Annotated in this window: 15 protein-coding genes and 4 pseudogenes; 14 read left to right on the top strand and 5 right to left on the bottom strand. The window is 50.2% G+C overall.

Going from position 1 to position 17,837, the window contains the following annotated elements:
• The first annotated feature begins 37 nt into the window (after nt 1-37).
• Together K3T82_RS41540 and K3T82_RS41535 are read left to right on the top strand one after the other, a co-directional pair.
• Nucleotides 38-1,525: a bifunctional nuclease family protein gene (locus tag K3T82_RS41540; protein WP_220199366.1), complete on the top strand. Its 1,488-nt coding sequence runs from the start codon at nt 38-40 to the stop codon at nt 1,523-1,525.
• Nucleotides 1,526-1,602: 77 nt separating this feature from the next.
• Nucleotides 1,603-1,770 carry a hypothetical protein gene (locus K3T82_RS41535; protein ID WP_220199365.1) on the top strand — a complete coding sequence of 56 codons (168 nt, stop codon included), beginning with the start codon at nt 1,603-1,605 and terminating at the stop codon, nt 1,768-1,770.
• A gap of 19 nt (nt 1,771-1,789) precedes the next feature.
• On the opposite strand, the gene K3T82_RS41530 is transcribed toward K3T82_RS41535, so the two are convergent.
• Nucleotides 1,790-2,200 carry a hypothetical protein gene (locus K3T82_RS41530; RefSeq protein ID WP_220199364.1) on the bottom strand — a complete coding sequence of 137 codons (411 nt, stop codon included), beginning with the start codon at nt 2,198-2,200 and terminating at the stop codon, nt 1,790-1,792.
• A gap of 85 nt (nt 2,201-2,285) precedes the next feature.
• On the opposite strand from K3T82_RS41530, the pseudogene K3T82_RS41525 reads away from it, so the two are divergent.
• The 10 genes and pseudogenes from K3T82_RS41525 to K3T82_RS41475 all read left to right on the top strand — a co-directional run.
• Nucleotides 2,286-2,900: pseudogene (locus K3T82_RS41525) on the top strand (IS982 family transposase); the annotation flags it as partial.
• Between the two features lie 1,140 nt (nt 2,901-4,040).
• Nucleotides 4,041-4,931 carry a hypothetical protein gene (locus tag K3T82_RS41520; RefSeq protein WP_220199362.1) on the top strand — a complete coding sequence of 297 codons (891 nt, stop codon included), beginning with the start codon at nt 4,041-4,043 and terminating at the stop codon, nt 4,929-4,931.
• A gap of 33 nt (nt 4,932-4,964) precedes the next feature.
• A pseudogene (locus tag K3T82_RS41510) lies at nt 4,965-6,115 on the top strand (IS3 family transposase).
• A gap of 326 nt (nt 6,116-6,441) precedes the next feature.
• Nucleotides 6,442-7,215 (top strand): hypothetical protein, encoded by a 774-nt coding sequence (locus K3T82_RS41505; protein WP_220199360.1) that lies wholly within the window; start codon nt 6,442-6,444, stop codon nt 7,213-7,215.
• A gap of 413 nt (nt 7,216-7,628) precedes the next feature.
• Nucleotides 7,629-7,877, top strand: a complete 249-nt coding sequence (locus tag K3T82_RS41500; RefSeq protein WP_220199359.1) for a transcriptional regulator — start codon at nt 7,629-7,631, stop codon at nt 7,875-7,877.
• A 533-nt stretch (nt 7,878-8,410) separates the two neighbouring features.
• On the top strand, nt 8,411-9,358 hold the full coding sequence (locus K3T82_RS41495; RefSeq protein ID WP_220199358.1) for a sigma-70 family RNA polymerase sigma factor: 948 nt from the start codon (nt 8,411-8,413) through the stop codon (nt 9,356-9,358).
• Nucleotides 9,342-9,830, top strand: coding sequence for a hypothetical protein (locus K3T82_RS41490; RefSeq protein ID WP_220199357.1), 489 nt, complete (start codon nt 9,342-9,344; stop codon nt 9,828-9,830). Before K3T82_RS41495 ends, K3T82_RS41490 begins: the two co-directional genes overlap by 17 nt.
• Nucleotides 9,827-10,822 carry a hypothetical protein gene (locus K3T82_RS41485; protein WP_220199356.1) on the top strand — a complete coding sequence of 332 codons (996 nt, stop codon included), beginning with the start codon at nt 9,827-9,829 and terminating at the stop codon, nt 10,820-10,822. The genes K3T82_RS41490 and K3T82_RS41485 overlap by 4 nt, the downstream gene beginning before the upstream one ends.
• A 554-nt stretch (nt 10,823-11,376) precedes the next feature.
• Nucleotides 11,377-12,541 (top strand): annotated as a pseudogene (locus K3T82_RS50560) (RNA-guided endonuclease InsQ/TnpB family protein).
• A gap of 186 nt (nt 12,542-12,727) precedes the next feature.
• Entirely contained in the window at nt 12,728-13,228 is a 501-nt protein-coding gene (locus tag K3T82_RS41475) for a hypothetical protein (protein WP_220199355.1), read from the top strand.
• A gap of 311 nt (nt 13,229-13,539) precedes the next feature.
• On the opposite strand, the gene K3T82_RS41470 is transcribed toward K3T82_RS41475, so the two are convergent.
• Nucleotides 13,540-14,313, bottom strand: a complete 774-nt coding sequence (locus K3T82_RS41470) for an IS701 family transposase (protein ID WP_236031874.1) — start codon at nt 14,311-14,313, stop codon at nt 13,540-13,542.
• 387 nt (nt 14,314-14,700) lie between these two features.
• On the opposite strand from K3T82_RS41470, the gene K3T82_RS41465 reads away from it, so the two are divergent.
• Nucleotides 14,701-14,844 (top strand): hypothetical protein, encoded by a 144-nt coding sequence (locus K3T82_RS41465; protein WP_220196542.1) that lies wholly within the window; start codon nt 14,701-14,703, stop codon nt 14,842-14,844.
• Between the two features lie 147 nt (nt 14,845-14,991).
• On the opposite strand, the pseudogene K3T82_RS41460 reads toward K3T82_RS41465, so the two are convergent.
• Together K3T82_RS41460 and K3T82_RS41455 are read right to left on the bottom strand one after the other, a co-directional pair.
• Nucleotides 14,992-15,489, bottom strand: a pseudogene (locus tag K3T82_RS41460) (IS701 family transposase); the annotation flags it as partial.
• A gap of 44 nt (nt 15,490-15,533) precedes the next feature.
• Nucleotides 15,534-16,196: a cysteine hydrolase family protein gene (locus K3T82_RS41455; protein WP_220196541.1), complete on the bottom strand. Its 663-nt coding sequence runs from the start codon at nt 16,194-16,196 to the stop codon at nt 15,534-15,536.
• Nucleotides 16,197-16,315: 119 nt separating this feature from the next.
• Between K3T82_RS41455 and K3T82_RS41450 the strand changes: the two genes are divergently transcribed.
• Nucleotides 16,316-16,822: an Lrp/AsnC family transcriptional regulator gene (locus tag K3T82_RS41450; protein WP_220196540.1), complete on the top strand. Its 507-nt coding sequence runs from the start codon at nt 16,316-16,318 to the stop codon at nt 16,820-16,822.
• Between the two features lie 106 nt (nt 16,823-16,928).
• On the opposite strand, the gene K3T82_RS41445 is transcribed toward K3T82_RS41450, so the two are convergent.
• The gene (locus tag K3T82_RS41445; RefSeq protein WP_220196539.1) at nt 16,929-17,510 is read right to left on the bottom strand and encodes a hypothetical protein; all 582 of its coding nucleotides are present in this window, start codon (nt 17,508-17,510) and stop codon (nt 16,929-16,931) included.
• Between the last annotated feature and the right edge of the window lie 327 nt (nt 17,511-17,837).

The raw sequence follows: 17,837 nt of genomic DNA, 5'->3' as shown, positions 1-17,837 counted from the left end.
ACAACAAGCCTCTTATACGTAAAAAGGATATACCGTTATGTCACAGATGCGAATTTTGAAAATAGTTGTGCAGAACAAGCATCATACCCAAATTACCACTTTTCTCTTACTTGATGCGCAGCAACAGAGAGTATTGGCGCTGAGCCTGTATGAAACCATACCAGTCGGTCCTATGCGCGTCTCTGCACAGCAAGATGCTACTGCTACTGAACCCCTCACCATTGATTTTCTCGCCAATGTACTGCGTGCTCTGGGTGGGACAATCGAAGAAATTATGCTCGTGACCCAGCCAGGAGGCGTGCTCTACGCTCAGGTCCATTTGCGCGACCTGCGTGGTCAGAACGTAGTGACTGCTCGTCTGAACGACGCGCTCCGGCTAGCTGAGCGTGAAAACTGCAAAATCTCCGCTTCTCAGGAGGTGCTGGATCTGTATGCTGTCAATCTGGCTGATTATGGAGCTATGCCCCAGGAGCAGTTCGCAGCCGTCGAACGTCTTGCGGAACATAATCCGAGGGCATTACTCCCTGCTTTGAGAGAACCGCGCAACCTCGATTTCTCCATGGGTTCGCGCTATTGGAGATTTGGCAGAGATACAGAAAATGCAAGCTATGCTCTTGATCCACTGGTCACCTACGCAGGCAATGCCAGCCTCGCCATTACATTGCACCAACCATTCACGAGGGGAAAGGTAAGCATTCTCTCATATGAAAGCTTCTTAGCTGACCACTATCGCGGTCAGCGTCTGCGCCTGGTGGCCTATGTAAAGGTGGAAAATATGCATCAACCGCTGTTTGAATTGATGGTGAATAGTTCTGTGGAGGAGTGTAGTGCTTCTATTTCTGGCTTCCCAGCCCGCTCCAGCAGATTAACACGCTCACATATCACACCTCCTACCGAAGGGAGCGACTGGGCACAGCATGAACTGGTCATCGATGTGCCAGATGATGCATACGATATTCATTTCTCGCTTGATACACATGAACAAGGCAAAATCTGGCTGGGTGGCCTGCACATTGAGACGGTAGATCAGCATGTGCCATTCACGGGTACTCTATTACGACCACCATCCCGGCAGCCGTTGAATCTGGACTTCTCAAGTGGTCTTGAATACTGGTCCGTAGAGGAGAGCGCTCTCTGGCACTATGAATATGGCATCGAAGAGAGTGCAGAGCCCCATAGAGCAGCTAGCGCCTACCTCAAAGCCATAGATGCTGCTCCTGGAGATTCATGTACCTTACAGCAGATGGTGAACATGCAGGACCACAAGGGCAAACAAGTTCGCTTGCAGGCCATGCTCAAAACGCAAGATGTTGAGCTGCAGATGAGCCTGTTCATTGGTAGCCCGTTTGTGGGCGTGGAAGGAGATAGAATTGAGGAGGCTATCAAAGGCACGACTACGTGGACATCTCATACGATGATCTGGCAGGTGCCCCAGGAGCAGCGGGGCTTGATGAGCTTCGGCATCGCACTACGTGGCAGGGGGCAGGTATGGCTGAAAGATGTGAGATGGGAAGTGATAGTTTGATTGTCTTGGCTATGGCATTGAGCGTCAAAGGAATGAACATCGCGACTTTTCAGTGACAGGAGCGTATCAACAGCATTATGCGGTTACTGATCAATGGCAGCCAGCCGTTGGGTATTGCGCTGACTGGGTTGCTCATTCAGTTCATAGGGCCGGTCGCGACAGTACTGGTTCTGGGCGTTCTACAGTTGTCGCTGGCTGTGATCGTGACTTTATCCTATCGTTGTCTCTTCGCACTCACCAGATGAAACAGAAAAATATCATTTGCTATCTTTTCGGGATTGTACTAAACAATCCTGAAGGGAGCCACACCTCATCGGGTGGCTCATATGGTCCTAGAGCCATGAGGTTCATTGCCTTTATTGCCCGGCAGCCTGCTTTCAGTGCTTTGCGATACAAGCTCGCCTCGCTCAAGGGGCAGAAAAAGAGAGTAACTTCAAGTAGGAGGTGTCCGGCTACATTACCAACAAGAGTCAAGGCATCCTCCTCTGTCTCGGCTACGTCGTGGCCGAAGAAGCCAGGTATGACGTAGCCGATGATGCGTTGCTGATGCTCTATGAGCAGTGGTGAGAACCCAAACCGTACAGCGGCAGCCACCTCATTGCACCGACCTGTCTTGTAGATACGAGCGGAAAGCTCCTCAATCGTGGACAGGTCGGCCTCTGTAACTGGCCGCATATTCTCGTCTGCTTTTACCGCTGGCGTGGCTTGTAACAGGGCTTAGGAACGAACAGTATCTATTCATCATCGGAGGGATCTCGCAATGAGTGTACTCGAATTGTTTTGTGCTGTCGATGATTTTTGGCAGCGCTTTGAACCGCAATGGAAAGCCAGTCGCTTGGCAGCAGGTCAACAGCGAGATCGTGCAGGCCAACTGTGCCCAAGTGAGGTAATGACCATTCTGATCCATTTTCACCAATCGAACTATCGCACGTTCAAAGCGTACTACATGGAACATGTGCAGACCCATCGGGCGAAGGAATTTCCCAATCTGGTGAGTTATCCGCGTTTTGTGGCACTCATCCCTGGCCTGATGGTTCCATTGCTCGCCTACCTACAGAGCCGGTTTGGAGCTTGCACGGGCATCAGCTTCATTGATTCGACATCTTTGGAAGTCTGTGATCCCAAACGCATCAGTGGACACCGCGTCTTTGCGGCGGATGCCAGGCGTGGCAATACAAGCACAGGCTGGTTTTTCGGCTTTAAACTGCACCTGGCCGTCAATGATCGCGGCGAGTTGCTGGCTTGTTGCCTCACTCCAGGCAATGTGGATGATCGGGCACCTGTTCCTTACCTGGTCAAAAGACTACGTGGCAAGTTGTTTGGGGATCGCGGCTACATTTCTACTCCTTTGATACAACTGCTTTTTGAACAGGGGTCTTGAGAGATGTGAGCATCCCAATTTCAGGAGGTAGCGATGAGAGATGTAAGCTCGGTAAGGCAAGTATCTTGAGCCGAGTTAATAACCCCCCAAAAGTCATGGTGCTTCTTCTAGAAGTGGCGTTCCTTGCATATCCCTTATTATTGGCTCTACAAGCGGATCTATCTATAATTCACGTTTTTGTACCCCGACATTCGCAGATTGCATGCGACATCCGCCGATGACATCCCCTTTCGAAGGGGGCCACTCAATCTAAATTCAATTTCACGCGCTCTAGAGGCTGTTTCACTTGACGAGGAACGTCTCACATCCCCCATGCTTGCTTGTTGGAGCAAGCCATTGGGAGTCATGAGATGGAGATACCCGTTATCCGAAACTTACCCAAATATGGACAAGCCATATTTCGCGTTCGGTTCCTGCTTCAACGAACAACGTGCCTGGATCTACCAGGTCTTACAGGATCTCCACAGGCGTGAATTCCGGTGTAACTCACCGTACAAGAAGTAATTCTAGCAGAAAAGAGGGACGAATGCAAGAGCAACAGATGTCAATAGAAAGGAATATTTGTCTACTACTCAAGAAACTTGTTTTAACCCTCTCAGACTCTTCGCCGTTTTTGCCGTGTCTAATGGGTCTTCTCTTCAGTTGGAATTGGTGAAAAACCAGGTACACTCTCGATACGCTTGCCGTGAAATGTCGAAGTGCTTCCAAGAGATGTCCCTTTGAGGCTGATCCTCGTGAAACACGTACCGGAGAAAAACATCCTGGCAAAAAACAAAAAGAAACTACTCTTGCACGCTGGTTCTTTTGTCTGAAAGTCTTGATGATATAATCTTCAACCGCTCATTATGGAGAAGAGCTCAGAGACGCGCCTACTGAAGCTGCCACTTTCCAGTAGGAAGGGTATAGTTTTGCCTGCAAAACTCATCCGTCTGTAGAGAGTGTTGCATGTACCTCTCCATGAGGTCAATGAAACTGGGACTCCTCTCTTTCTCTGGATCACTCCAATGCGTCCAACAAATTTTCCATAACGACCACTATGAACGCTCTTTCACGTGTGTATACACCGAAGAAAAAGCTCTAGGTTTGTGTCCTTTTTTCGGGAAGCAGAAGGCTGAGATTGGAAAGTGAGCCCCTATGAGTACAGCTACATTACAACTACATGGTGTGGAGATCGATCAACAGCACGCGCACATGCTTGAACGTGTTCATCCATACACCCTGGCCTTCATCCAGAAGATGCTTTCAAGCAAGCAATTCGATAGTGTTCAATTTCTTGCGCATCTTCTACAATTGGCCGAAGTCAAACAGCAGAGTATCGTTCCTCCAACCATAGAGACGACCAATCGAGCAATTATTCATCTCCAAAGTGCCCAAGAACTCAGTCAACGATCAGGATGGCCATGGGGATATACGACCACGTATAAGGTACTTCGGGTACTCGAAGCCTTAGGACTCCTTCAACGCAAGCCGGGAGAACTCCATTTTTTCTACGGTGCCCCCCAATTCCATACTGATATTTTTCTGAATCTCCAAAAATTGCAAGCGAGCAAGACCCCAAAAGTCCGGCAGTTAGCAACAAAGGTACAGCGTCGGCTTGAGCGTGATGTGCTTCACGGACAGCTGAGGATATTCGATGACCTTCCCGCTGCATCGAATGCCCCTGTTGCTCAAGCCACACAAACTTTTACGACTCTTTTGCAACAGGAGGGGATAGCGATTTCACCACGGCTTGCAGCAAAGCTCTCTGCCACCTGCGAGGACATTGCCAGGATGTTTGCCCAAGTTCCTCTCAGCGTTCAGCAAAAGGAGGCGTTGGCTGCTCAAGAGCGACCCTGGTACCCTTTTGAAGGGTTCACCGCAGAGAAGCAAACCCAGGAGGGAAATTTCGCTCTTCACATGGGGAATGCGACCCCTACAAAGCAAAGGCAAGAAAAAAGCAGTGAAGGGAATTCGGCACAAGAAAAGGGGAATTCTTACGTCACTCTGGTTGCATGTGGTGTTGTCCCGCTTGGAGAGAAGGTCTAAAGTAAAAGAAGAAGACCCTTTAAGGAGACAACAATGGCAGAGCATCAACCCACGTATACACGTGAATTTAAGCAGGAGGCTGTGCGACTGCTGCACGAAAGCGGCAAGAAACAGGCTCAAATTGCTCGCGAGTTAGGCATTTCGGAAAGCAGCCTCTGGCGATGGCGAACCCAAGACGAAGAGCATGGTGTCCAGGCGTTTCCAGGCAGTGGACACCAGCGTCCAGAAGAAGCGGAACTTCGCCACCTCAAGCACGAGTTAGAAGTCGCCCAACAGGAGCGTGATATTCTAAAAAAAGCTATCGCCATCTTCTCGCGCCCGCGTCTGTAAGATTTCAGTTTATTGCGGAGCATGCCCAGGAGTATCCCATCCAACGCATGTGTCAGGTGCTGGAGGTCTCCATTAGCGGCTACTACGCCTGGCGCATTCGTCCATTGAGTCAGCATGCCCGAGAAGATGGCCATCTTTGCGAACTGATTACGCACATTTTCCAGACCCATCGTGGTCTCTATGGCAGCCCACGGGTGCATGCCGAATTACGGGATCTGGGCATTCACTGTGCGCGCAAACGGGTCGTGCGTCTGATGCAATCGCTGGGGCTTCACGTCAGTCATCGGCCTCATCACGTTCACACCACTCAGCGCCAATCTGGTGTGCGGATGGCCGAGAATGTGCTCAACCGTGATTTTGGTGCCAATGACCCCAATCGCAAGTGGGTTGTGGACATCACTGACATTTGGACAGTGGAAGGCTGGCTCTACCTGGCGGTGGTGCTCGATTTATGCTCACGTATGATCGTTGGCTGGTCAATGGCCACGACGCATGATGAAGCGTTGGTCGAAGCCGCCTTGCGCATGGCTCTGGCCCGCCGCGCTCCTCAGAAGCATCTGCTGCATCACTCGGATCAGGGATCGGAGTACACCAGCCAGGCCTACCTGGGGCTCTTAGAACAGTTGGGCATCCAGGTGAGCATGAGCCGAGTGGCTAATTGTTACGACAATGCTGCGATGGAAAGCTTTTTTGCCACGCTCAAAAAAGAGTGTGTGTATCGCATCCATTTGCAGAGCCGCCAGCAAGCTCGGCAGGTCATCTTTGAGTACATCGAGGGATATTACAACCGGGTACGACGGCACTCAACGCTTGGGTACCTGAGTCCATGGGAGTTTGAACATCGTCTGACCTAGTCTTTCTCTTTGGACTTTCTTCCAAAGCGGGATACGACCAATGCTCCTCACACGCAAAAAGAGAGGCTATTTCGGAATTTCCCATTTCGCGAGAAGAAGGGCATTTCACTGAGACGGAAGAACAACAAGCGTCGTGCTCAAATGTCCCTTCTCCCTTCGTGAATTCCCCATATGAGGAGCGAAATTCCCCAATTGGGCGGGAGGAGGGGAATTCGCGAACGTTTAACGTTTCTAGAAAATATAATAATACTATTACATATAGTAACGATAACGTTGAGAGTTCCCCTTTTTCTTTAGCATCTTCGCAAGACCCTATGGGTATCCAGGTGAGCCAGGCATCTCGTGTGTTTGCTCAGGTCATAGAAGGACATCAGCGCAATCTCGCAAACTATCGTGCATATATCAACCGCTTTGGATATAAAACAGTCCTTGCAGCCTTCTTGTATTTAGAGCAGCAACGCTCCTCCTCTCATTCCCGTATACAATCACCTGGCAAATATTACAATGCAATGGTGAAGGCATGGGGAGCGCTTGGAACGTATGACCAGGCATGCCAAGTATATACTCAGGCTTATGCTGAGGGAAAAACACTGAGGATGCCGGGTATCCCCTGGGATATACAGCGTCTTGTAGCCCAATTTGAGCGGTGGCCCCTTGAAATGATGATCAAAGAGCTTCGGCAGCATCCTGACATCTTACAAGCGATGCCATTACCGAGTGTCGAGAAGAAAGCGAATGAGGAGCATCTTGGGGAAAGAAAAGAAGCTAGCTGGGAGCAAGGACAGGAAAGAGAACCCCAGACCCCACCACAATGGATGGGATATGAAGAATCAACCACGTTATTAGCACAGGTGCGATCTCAGGCGGCTGAGATTGAGGCAAACGTGGGACGAACGTGCTTCAACATCGCACCAACTCCACGAGCCTATAATGTTCGTGGCACTCACATGGAGGCCTATGTCATTGACGTCACGATTGAAGGGATACCAGTAGCATTTGCCTCGGTGAACCAATGGAAATTGTATTATCTGGAGCAGACAGACCTGAACGCCTATAAGGTTTTTCGCAAGTTGATGGAGGAAGGTGCTGAATATCTTTGATATGTTGGGAAGAAGAAGATGGTACCCATCCAAGAGATCTCACAATTGCCGCCTGAACTACATATGTGCCTTGCCGATGCCAATGGAATGCATAGGGTAGCAGAAGAGTGCTTGGACACTCACCACAGAGCGAAGTGCGTTGAACATGTTCTTCCAGAATCGTAGCCTAACTGATAGTGTTGATTTGCTCAAATGCCGGTGTGAGAATGGTAATCGCTCACGACTGCCTGCCAAACGCGACCAGCGGATCAACCTCGCCAACTAGCAGAACTTCACCACCTTTTGCCTAGCCTGCGCATTACAATTGTTTTGCTACGAGGGAGGAGGCGTTTCTGTTCTCTAGCCAGAATGCGATACAATAAGAGAATGAGTGGCTATTTGTTTCTCGGATGAAGGTGAGACAGAACGGTAGTATGCGATTACTGGTCAGTCAGGAAACTATCATAGCCCACTTCTCTGTCCCCTGGGAAGTGGCCTATTTAGAGGCTTTCGCCGCGCAAGGAGTTCAGTGGGTGCGCTTCTCGCGTGTGGGAGGTGGATCTCCCATTGGGGAGATTGAGACGCAAACACACCTTGTTCGATTGTATGAAGGTGTTGAGATTGGGAATCGGCAGGTAGTGTTTTTGGTACCTGCAGAACAGTATTTCTCTGAAGAAGGATGAAAAGCAGGCGATTATACATATGAATAGTGTTTATATATTTAAATCGTGATAAGATGTTCCTATTTGTTGTTGAAGAGACCTTTGTCTGAGAGCCTTCCTCTCTGGTGAAGATGTAGAATACACATACTTATACAAGAGAAATGAATTGCTTATACTACGTCTTCTGTATGAGCAGGACAATGATTCCGGTGGGTCTCTCTTTCTCAGCATGGTTGAAGGCGTCTCCTCAATTTTTTTTTGATGAGGTGATGCTTGTACCACCTCTCCTCCCTTACCTCTCTTGGCTGCTTGCCCTTCGAGCACGATTTTTGTTCCTCCATGAATTTTCGCCACAAATTTTCATTTTTCCTGTGTTTCGTTTCCTCTAATCCCTCTATCCTGGATGTGTTGTGGCTACATATGGGTATTTTCCCCTTACATGAGGAGTAGAGAGTCATCTCATATGATTGCAGAGGCAGTGGAGAAGCAGGAAAGAGAGGCAAGCTACAACTAGAGTAGAAATTTACTCCTCCTTTAAAAGAAAGAACTGTGCTATGTCAACAACGCTTCTGGAATCTGATGTGCTGGCATGCGATCCTCATCAACTCTACAGCCATGAGATCGCGAGCTATCCCTTGCTTTCATCACAAGAGGTTATTGAGCTTGCTCAGTGCATGGAGCAAGAATCTGAAGCCGAGCATGAGAGGAAGCATATGCCGTTTCCGTCAGCTTCTTCCCTTGCTCTTGGTGGGGCTCATATGCAGCAGGCTAAACAACGACTGATTGAGTGCAACTTGCGTTTAGTACGCAGTATCGCGTATAAGTATCGAGGGTTTGGCGTAGAAATGATGGATTTGATCCAGGAAGGGAATCTTGGATTGATCCATGCTGTCGAAAAGTTTGATTATAAGAAGGGGTATCGCTTGAGCACCTATGCGACCTATTGGATACGGCAATATATTTGCCGCGAACTCGCCAGACAGATACACAAAGTTCGTATTCCAATTTACCTTCAGGAGCGTTTCAAGCTTGCCAGACACCTCCTGGAAACCTCAAGAGAACCAGGCAAGCATGATCAGTCGCTGGCGAATCTGATGACTGCCTATGAGGTTGCGGAGTCTCAGGTGATCAGCGTCGATACGTGCTCGCTTGATATAGAGGATCAAGAACTGACTCCAGAAGAGCAGTGTATTCGTGACACGCAGCTCCATATGTTAAGGAAGCTGTTTACGCAATCTGAGCTGACGAAGCGAGAATGCTTCATCTTATGTCTTCGTTATGGGCTTTCTTCCTCTTTGAAGCAAGGGACGTTAGAATCGCTTCTCTCAAAAGAGCAAGAGCCTGACCGGTGCGAGCAGAGCTATGCCCACATAGGAGCGCTGCTGGGCCTGAGCCATGAAGCGATCAGACAAATTGAACTGCGAGCGATAAAGAAGGTACAGAAACAGGTGCAGGTCATGCAGGCAGCCGGACAGGAGATACACTATGCTGATTTCTTCTGAGACTCCCATTGCGTTTGTGGTTGGTTCTCCACTCACTGCGAAGCTCTTTGCAACTACCCTGCGACGGGAAGGTGTTGCCCCATTGCTCGTGCCAGCCAACACGCTTCTGCAAACCTGTTCCAGGTGGAAGGCGCCCAATCCCCAGTTGCTGATCTGGGAATGGCAGAGAGATGCAGCTCTGCGAGAGACAATGACCATGCTCAAAATCTTTCATGTGTGGATGCCAGGCACCTCCATTCTTCTGTATGGATGGCAGGTGGGAATGCAGGGAGTGCAACAGATGTTTGCCTGCATGGTGCTTCGCCTTGAAGGGCTTCATGTGCATCTGCTCTCAAAGCCCTTTCAGACACAAGCATGCCAGGATGCGCTCAATACCTATCTTCCCCAACGGTCAAAACAGGATATTGATCATATTCCCTCTCTTTCCTGTGAGGGAGGTCCTTATACTGTCTTCGCCAAGGAGGTCTTATGAAGAACTTTGATGAGCATCCCTTTGTGTTGCGTGATGATGAGGTAGGCGGTGTGGGGAATCTGTATTCTGGACCACTTCCCTCTCTCTCTCCTGCGCCAGTGGCTCCACTATTTGGGGAACGTGCATTCGGTCAAAAGGAGGAAAGAATGGATGTGGTGAACGTTCCTCTGACACAGCCAGAGCGCATTTCCAATCCTACTCCTTCACAGCCGTCAGCCCCTGCCGCCTCTGTGCCAAAGGCTCGTAAGCCCCATGTGGCGACAAAAACGTTGGTTGCCCTGGTGCTCGTGGCATTCTGCCTTGTTGGGATAGCGGCAGTGGCATTTGCCGCGCCAGTCCAAATAATTGCTCCAACGAGAGTCACCTCATCTCCAATGAGCCAGAGTACGCCAACGACGCAACCACCTGCTCGTGCTACACCAACGCCACCTCCTCCCACACCACCTCCATTGTATATCAATGGGGGGGATATCATCCTTCCCCAAGGGTGGGATTTAAGCGCTGCTGATGGGGTCCTCGCTATGCGAACGGCACTTGCTTTTGTTGATCAAGAAATGACGTTGGATTATCGGTCAGCTGGAAACAGAGATCATCATGGAGGCACCTTTACTGCCTCCGTCCCTCTGTTGACGCCAGCAGCTAAATTTCGCTTTCAACACAATGATGTTCGCGCAGCCAATAACGAGCTCTACGACCGGGTCCAAAAACAACATTTGGTGCAACAAGTAGTGAATGAGAATGCCTTAATTCAAAAATACCAACATGATCGTCAACAGGTGGCTATCATACAGATCGCTTTTCAATTGTATCAGAGCACCTTCACGACCTCTCCCACTGAGGGAAAAGTGGCGACAGAGCACAACATGGAAGTGCTCTTGCTAAAAGTGGATCAGGCGACCCAGGGGGCTGATGCTCCAATGGGAGGGACGGGCTGGCTTGTGAGCAACTATGCGCTGGATGCGGCAACCGTTGAAGCGGTACAACCTGCCTGAATGAGAGCGAGAAAAAGCTGTGCAGTACTAAATACGTACTGCACAGCTTTTTCTTGTAGGACGTTGAGGAAGAAGTACTAGAGATCAGTGATTTTAGAGGATGCCAGGTATAGTCTCTTCTTGAGAAGATGTAGAAAATTGGAGATGGACATAGCATAGAGAGGTGATATACATCTTCTCTTCTTTCAGAGGGCCTCTTCCCATTTACGTATATGTTAAACTGCAAATTCGGTTCGTGGTGAGCTACATGAGCGGACTAGAAGCAGAGATCTTTGCAAAGTTGTCCTTAGGCGTTTGAAAACCTTAACGCATTGATGAGAAGGTGCATCGTTGTCCTATGCATTCATGCGTATGGTAGGCATGAGGTTGTATGGCTGTTCTTCTGCTTCTTTTGCGGTGATGAAGGAAGAGGGAAAAGAGAATGCAACTGTTTCCGAAAAAGTAGGAAAAGGGATCAATCATGTGCAAGGCGCCACGCTTTCGGGCTGCTTGACAGATGAGAACATTTGCTCTACAATAATGAAACTAACAGGCAGGAGAAAGAGCAGAACCGCATGATTCGCGCCCATAAGATCAGACTACATCCCACCTCAGAACAGGCCAACGCCCTTGCACGCGCCGCAGGGGTGGCTCGCTTCGTGTGGAATTGGGCGCTGGCTGAGTGGAATCGGCAATACGAAGCCCAGGAGCAACCAACTGCCCTCAAGCTCAAGAAGCAATTCAACGCGATCCGACGAGCATCCTTCCCCTGGACGTGGGATGTGACCAAGAACGCCTCTGACCAGCCCTTTCTCGATGTGGGCAAAGCCTTTACGGCGTTCTTCGAGGGGAAGGCTCACCGCCCGAAGTTCAAGAGCAAGAAACGCAGCAAGCCGAGCTTCTATCTCGCCAACGACCAATGCAAGATCAGAGATCATCGCCTCTGGGTGCCCAAGCTCGGATGGGTCAATATGGCCGAGCATCTGCGCTTTCAGGGAAGAGTCCTCGGGGCACGCATCACCAGAACCGCCGAGTGGTGGTTTGTTTCCATCCAGGTCGAACTCCCGGACACGAACCCGATGGAGAAAGCGGCAGCGGTGGGCATCGATGTTGGACTCAACCGTCTGGCAACCTTGAGTACGGGAGAGCACGTCGAGAACCAAGCGTTTCTCACAACCACGCTCAAGAAGCTACGCCAAGCCAACAAACGCCTCCATCGCCGGAAGATGGGATCGCGCGAATCGGGACAAAGCGCGCAGAAAGGTGGCACGCCTGCACTACCAGATCGTCTGCTTGCGCCAGGATGTCCTTCAGAAACTCACGACCAGGCTGGCAGAGAGTTATGGAATCATCGGGGTGGAGAACCTGCACCTCAAGGGATTGCTCAAAAACCGACGTCTAGCGCGCGCGTTCTCCGATGCTTCGCTGGGCGCGCTGGTGCGTCTGCTGGAAGCCAAAGCCACTCAGCAAGGTGGACAGGTGATCAAGGTCGACCGTTTCTTTCCTTCCAGTAAGACCTGCCACGGCTGTGGATGGACCTGGGATGAGATGAGCCTCAAGGATCGCATCTTTGTGTGTCAGAATCCCTCCTGCTCGTACGTTCATGTTCCCCAGGATCGCGATCACAATGCTGGACACAATGTCTTGCAAGAAGCCCTTCGCTTGATCGGGCTCGTTGATCAAGCCGTCTCCGGTACTGGCTCGGACGAAGACGCAAACTTGGCTGTGGACGCGGGGTAAGACCAAAAAGACCAGCTGGTCTTGAGGCACCTACGGAGGAAGCAGCAACAACAAAAGATGGAGGAAGGCGATGCTTGCAGACGTTTTCCCACATTCATTGGAGCAGTTACAGGGAAGATCTTTGTCGTATGGTTGAAGCAAGAGAAAACGCTGTTGTTTCAATGTTTTTACTGAGGGCAAAGATTAATGAAAGCTAATGGAAAAGTGCATGTTCATGATGAGCTTGATGAGCCTCTTTCCCAGGATTTTCGTGACGGGTATCTGGCAGGATATCTTCAAGCGTTACAGGATATCCATTTCTTGCTTGGACTTGGGCATGACCCTTCCTCTGCTCAACGTTGGTGTCACCGGTTTTGCGAAGGGCCGCTTTTGAGATGGCAAGAACAGCATGGAGAAGACATACCAGAGGTTTGTGCGCTAGGAGGTACCTTGGAGACGCTTCTCCTGCGACTTGTTGAAGCACATCCTTTGGGAGCTCTCTGTCGTGTCGCGTGGATCAAACGGGGGCAGCAAGAGAATGCAATGACTATTGAGCGCTTGATGAAACAGCTACGCGCTTCGGATGGTTCTACGAATTTGCTCCAGGCTCCAACTCACTATCTTGTAGAGAAAAATGCCATCCGTTTTGATGAAGATTCCTTAGTATTACAGCTCATTGATGGGTCGGATGAAGATGGTTTTTGGTAATTCTCCTGTTTGATTACCTGTTTTCTCATAAGCAGAACCCCATCTGGATGTGAGACATCCAGATGGGGTTAAAACAAGTTTCTTGAAGAGTAGACAAATATCTCTTTCCGTTAGCATTTTAGCATTTGTTGCTCTTGCGTTCGTCCTTCATTTCTGCTATAATTACTCCTCGTACGGTGAGTTACACCGGAATTCACGCCTGTGGAGATCCTGTAAGACCCGGTAGATCCAGGCAAGTTGTTCGTTGAAGCAGGAACCGAACGCGAAATATGGCTTGTCCATATTTGGGTAAGTTTCGGATAACGGAACCATCACTGGAAGATCAGAAGATGGGTTGATTTGGGCAGGGCCAGAGGCTTCTGGCTCGGGGCCTTGGAGTACCTGCCCAGGCTTTTTTTAAGCACCGCTTCTTCTTCTGTGACTCGCAAGGCCGTTAAAAAAGCCATGGCGAGCATTGAAAGCGTGATGTGACGGAACCAACCATGCCAGGAATGCACTTCGTACTCACCCAGGCCCACTTCTCCTTTGGCGTCCTCAAAACACTGCTCCACTGTCCAACGCGCGCCGAACGCCTCGACCATCTCCTCCAGAGAGGTGCCAGTGGGAGCAAAAATCAATACATAGGCCATCTCCGCAGGTTTCGCGCCCTTCTCTAAGCTGCGTCGCACTAACAGCCAGCGCTGCCACCCCTCGGTCTCTGGTGCTGCCAGCTCGATACGTGTCCATACGAAGAGGCGCGGGCCTTTGCTGCCTGCGCCTGCACTCAATACCTGCCAATCTCCTCTCGCAAGAGCCTGGACAAACTGATCTACTCGTTTGCGAACGCTTCCCACTTCTATCTGCTCTTTGCAGGTTACCGCCAGGGCATATGCCTGTCGGCGATCCTCCAGAGCCTTCCGCAGTAACTGGGCACTCCCATAGACCGTATCTCCTGTAACCCAGGCGATGGGAAGACTAGCATCCAAGGTTCGTTCAAGCATGCGCTGCGCTAACTCCGGCTTGGTCGCAAACGTCACCGAATCTGGCACATGAGCTTCTCGGCAGCGCTCCTTGGGTGCGGCAAGTTTTTTTGCACGCAGATACATACCTCATTTATGCATTTCATTTTCTATACTCTTTGCATTGGATTGTGTATCGTTCCTCAGCGGCGCATTTGGTTGAGAACCTTTGGCGCGCGATCCATCGATCAGCAGCCCCAGTGAACCTCCTAGATCAGACGCAAGGAACGGCACCAAAACATGCCCCTTTAGGCATGGCTCCGACCTCAAAAAGTCTGTTGCAGACGTGTCATAAAGGGCTTGTATGGCGTTTCGTGAAAACGAAGCGAACACAGTTCTCGTGTTGAGAACGCTCGTTCTCTTCCTGCGTTTCTGATGATACCAAGTCTTCTCAGCCATCCTCTCCGAGGTGTGGATGAGATTGGGCAAAGTGCCCACCCTGGAAGTCCAGGATGAAGTCGGAAGGAGACAGGCATGTCCGAGAGCCCTGAGTACGAGAAGATCGAGACCCAGGAACTCCAGGACTCGGCAACCGTCGAGGAGACCTACGACGCCCAGGAGGCGTCGGAGGGCAGGATGCCGCTGGGGTTCGACGACCCGAGCCGGCACGCGAACTGATCGAGTCCCCATACTAACCAAGTATGGGGACTGAAGGATGGAGGAGCGAGGGTGTATGCCCTCGCTCCTCCATCCTTCTATTGAGTTCCCATGAGCGGAATCTTCTCATTATTACCGCCTCTCGGCGCAAAAAAACTTGCCGTACCCGCGCTCCTTGTCCTCTACCCAGCTTTTCGGCAAATACAATTCCCGGTCCAATAAGGCATGTCCACGTGCGCTTGCGTAGGAAAGAAACACGCCGATTTGACAATTCTCGATCCGTCCCGCCGTGCCACTGTATTGTCGTTGCACGCCGACTGATTTGCTCCCCTTTTTAAGAAAGCCCGTCTCGTCGATGACCACGACTGCTTCAGGCGTCGAAAGACTCTCCGAGACATAGGCACGCAACGCATCTCGTACTCTATCGCAGTCCCACTTTCCTCGATCCAACAGATGCTGGATGGCATAGGGGGTGGCTGCTCCCACCGCTTCCGCTACTTGCCATCCATTTTTTCGTTCCGCCATCCCCATTCATCCCTGCACATAGACAAGCGCCAGCTGAGAGGATTCGGGCCGCACAAAAGCCTGTCTGATCCGCTGGCCCAGCTTGTTGAAGGCGGTGGCCCATACCTCTTCAGGTAAGGCAGAGGAGGCATAAAGAGGCATGGAGACATCTCCTTTCGAGACAGAGATCGTGGTGGCGGAACGCCTCAAAGCCGGGAGATCTGTTCGAGAATCTCGTCAAGAAAGAGGACTTTCGCAAAGCCTTTTCTGAGCACCTGTAATTCGGGCTCCTGCATCGCAGGATCATCGGTGGCGGTGATATCGCTGCCGAAGATGACCTTGAAGCCGCGTTCATACGCCTGCCGAGCGGTGGTTCCACAACAGAAATTGGTGAGAGTACCACAAATGATCACCGTGTCCCTGTGTAGGTTCTTGAGGATCGTTTCCAGGGGGGTATCGTAAAATGCGCCATACGACGGCTTGTAGAGCACGATCTCGTCTTCTAAAGGTGCCAATTCGTGCCAGATGACGCCATCGCGAAACCAGGCAGCGTCTTCTTCAGCGTAGCGATTGGGCATGAGTGGCCCGGCCAGAGGCCGATCCAGGTAATGATGAGTTCTGGCAAAGGCTGTATAAATGACCGGAACGCTCTTTGCACGGCACGCTTCGATCAGTTGCTTGATGAGAGGAACCTGCCGAGTGGCTTCTGGAACCCAGAAGGGCGTGGAGTGTGGTTTGACAAACTCCTCCTGCATATCGATCACGAGTAATGCGCAGTAGTCTCGTTCCACCCCGAAGGCGGCGTTTCCTTCTCGATAGGCATGACGCGCGAAGGCGAGAACTTCTTGTTCCGAAAAGGTTTTTGTCATGGGATCTCCTTGAAAGGTCTGCTTGTCTGTGCAGAGTATAACAGGAAAGCGGTACCAAGTACATTCATTTCTGAAAGCGATATGCTATACTTCTTTCAAAATCGAAAGGAAATGGTGCGATGACTTTCAAAGATGATCGTCCGCTGGATGAGACGGGGTGGAGTATCCTGCGTGAGTTGCAAAAAGATGCGCGGCTTTCTTTTCCTGAACTGGGCCGACGGGTGGGACTTTCTACCCCAGCTGTTGCTGAACGAGTGCGCAAACTGGAAGATGCCGGGGTGATTACTGGCTATGGAGCGCGCGTCGATGCGGCAAAGGTTGGCTTGCCCATGACGGCATTTGTTCGCATTACCACGACTCCCCAGACCGAGGCCGGTCTGCGTGCCCTCATGGCGGAACTCCCTGAACTGTTGGAATGTCACCGTGTCACAGGAAATGAGAGTTTTCTGTTGAAACTGGTGGTCACATCGATCACCCATTTGGAACAGGTCCTCAATCAACTCATGGGTTCTGGACCTGTCACCACATCCATTGTTCTCTCCACGCCACTCTCTGGAGAACCGATCAAACAAGAGGCGACAAAAAGAGAGCACAATCCGATTGCTCATGCGAGCCAGGAATGCTGATCAGGCTTCTCCAGAGAAGCTACCATTTCATCTACAACTGTAGGGTTATGAGAAAACAGGGTTCTAAGTATATGCGAGAGGATGGTATTGATGTATATGGAATGTGCTAGTTTTTCCAATACAGGCTGGGCGCTACGGATTTCCCTCCATTCCAGTAGGTGAATGGTGCTGAGTTGAGTTGAGGACCTATCACTTTTATGTTAGGGAGTGCTCCTCCAGGCCAAAAGATCAGGGGATATTCATTCGGCCAGTAGCTGGAGGGATCTGATGCAAAACTATATCCTACCTGGAAGAGACGATTTGTTGGCCAAAAAATAGAGGGCTTCGCGAAAAGTAGATCCGCCATAAACCGAGTAGGCGCTGAAACAGCTGTGTTTTCTACTGCCTGTTGGTGAGTGAAGAATGTGTTGCCGACCCTGGTGAGGCTATTTGTTGGCCAATATGTGGTAGGCTGGTGGGTTATGGAAACCTTGTCTGAAGGCTGTTCCATGATTGGCGCAGACAAAGGCCAATAAGAAGTTATGAGACGAACGGCTGCTGTGCTTCCTGTAGCCTGCTGTTGATTGAAGAATACGACTCCTACTAGGAAGAGAACACCTATGATCTCAAGTACAAGCACAAAACGTTTCATACCTGTGTTGCCTTTCATTATAAATTTTTTCAGAGGTATAAAGTGAATATAGAGCACAGGTCTTCACTCTTACTCATTTCAGGTGTAATTGGTTGGGGGTGCTTACGATAAGTATGTTCGTTGGTCTACAAAAGGCGTGTCTTGGATTGTCAATTTTTCTGCTTATACAAGAATAGTACAAGCAGAACATCTTATTGCTTATACTAAAATACGAAGTCTTCTCAAATATATGCCAGTCAGTCTAACTCCAGACACTTGATGTCTGCTAGTATGGATGAGAATTAGAAGGAATGAGAGCTAGAAAAGCATTAAGGGGTTAGAAGTGCTCAAAATCTCAGAATGCTTTTTTACAGCTAGTAAAAGATAGGCAAACGCCAATTTAAT

The organism is Ktedonospora formicarum (assembly GCF_016587355.1).
GTDB classification, from domain to species: Bacteria; Chloroflexota; Ktedonobacteria; order Ktedonobacterales; family Ktedonobacteraceae; genus Ktedonobacter; species Ktedonobacter formicarum.
This window is presented reverse-complemented; position numbering and strand designations above follow the sequence as displayed.

Bases quoted from the DNA above. Each gene is read 5' to 3' on its own strand.
- K3T82_RS41485 (WP_220199356.1), top strand. From the start codon at position 9,827: ATGAAGAACTTTGATGAGCATCCCTTTGTGTTGCGTGATGATGAGGTA.
- K3T82_RS41455 (WP_220196541.1), bottom strand. From the start codon at position 16,196: ATGACAAAAACCTTTTCGGAACAAGAAGTTCTCGCCTTCGCGCGTCAT.
- K3T82_RS41530 (WP_220199364.1), bottom strand. From the start codon at position 2,200: ATGCGGCCAGTTACAGAGGCCGACCTGTCCACGATTGAGGAGCTTTCC.
- K3T82_RS41470 (WP_236031874.1), bottom strand. From the start codon at position 14,313: ATGTATCTGCGTGCAAAAAAACTTGCCGCACCCAAGGAGCGCTGCCGA.
- K3T82_RS41495 (WP_220199358.1), top strand. From the start codon at position 8,411: ATGTCAACAACGCTTCTGGAATCTGATGTGCTGGCATGCGATCCTCAT.
- K3T82_RS41450 (WP_220196540.1), top strand. From the start codon at position 16,316: ATGACTTTCAAAGATGATCGTCCGCTGGATGAGACGGGGTGGAGTATC.
- K3T82_RS41540 (WP_220199366.1), top strand. From the start codon at position 38: ATGTCACAGATGCGAATTTTGAAAATAGTTGTGCAGAACAAGCATCAT.
- K3T82_RS41465 (WP_220196542.1), top strand. From the start codon at position 14,701: ATGTCCGAGAGCCCTGAGTACGAGAAGATCGAGACCCAGGAACTCCAG.
- K3T82_RS41535 (WP_220199365.1), top strand. From the start codon at position 1,603: ATGCGGTTACTGATCAATGGCAGCCAGCCGTTGGGTATTGCGCTGACT.
- K3T82_RS41500 (WP_220199359.1), top strand. From the start codon at position 7,629: ATGCGATTACTGGTCAGTCAGGAAACTATCATAGCCCACTTCTCTGTC.
- K3T82_RS41490 (WP_220199357.1), top strand. From the start codon at position 9,342: ATGCTGATTTCTTCTGAGACTCCCATTGCGTTTGTGGTTGGTTCTCCA.
- K3T82_RS41520 (WP_220199362.1), top strand. From the start codon at position 4,041: ATGAGTACAGCTACATTACAACTACATGGTGTGGAGATCGATCAACAG.
- K3T82_RS41475 (WP_220199355.1), top strand. From the start codon at position 12,728: ATGAAAGCTAATGGAAAAGTGCATGTTCATGATGAGCTTGATGAGCCT.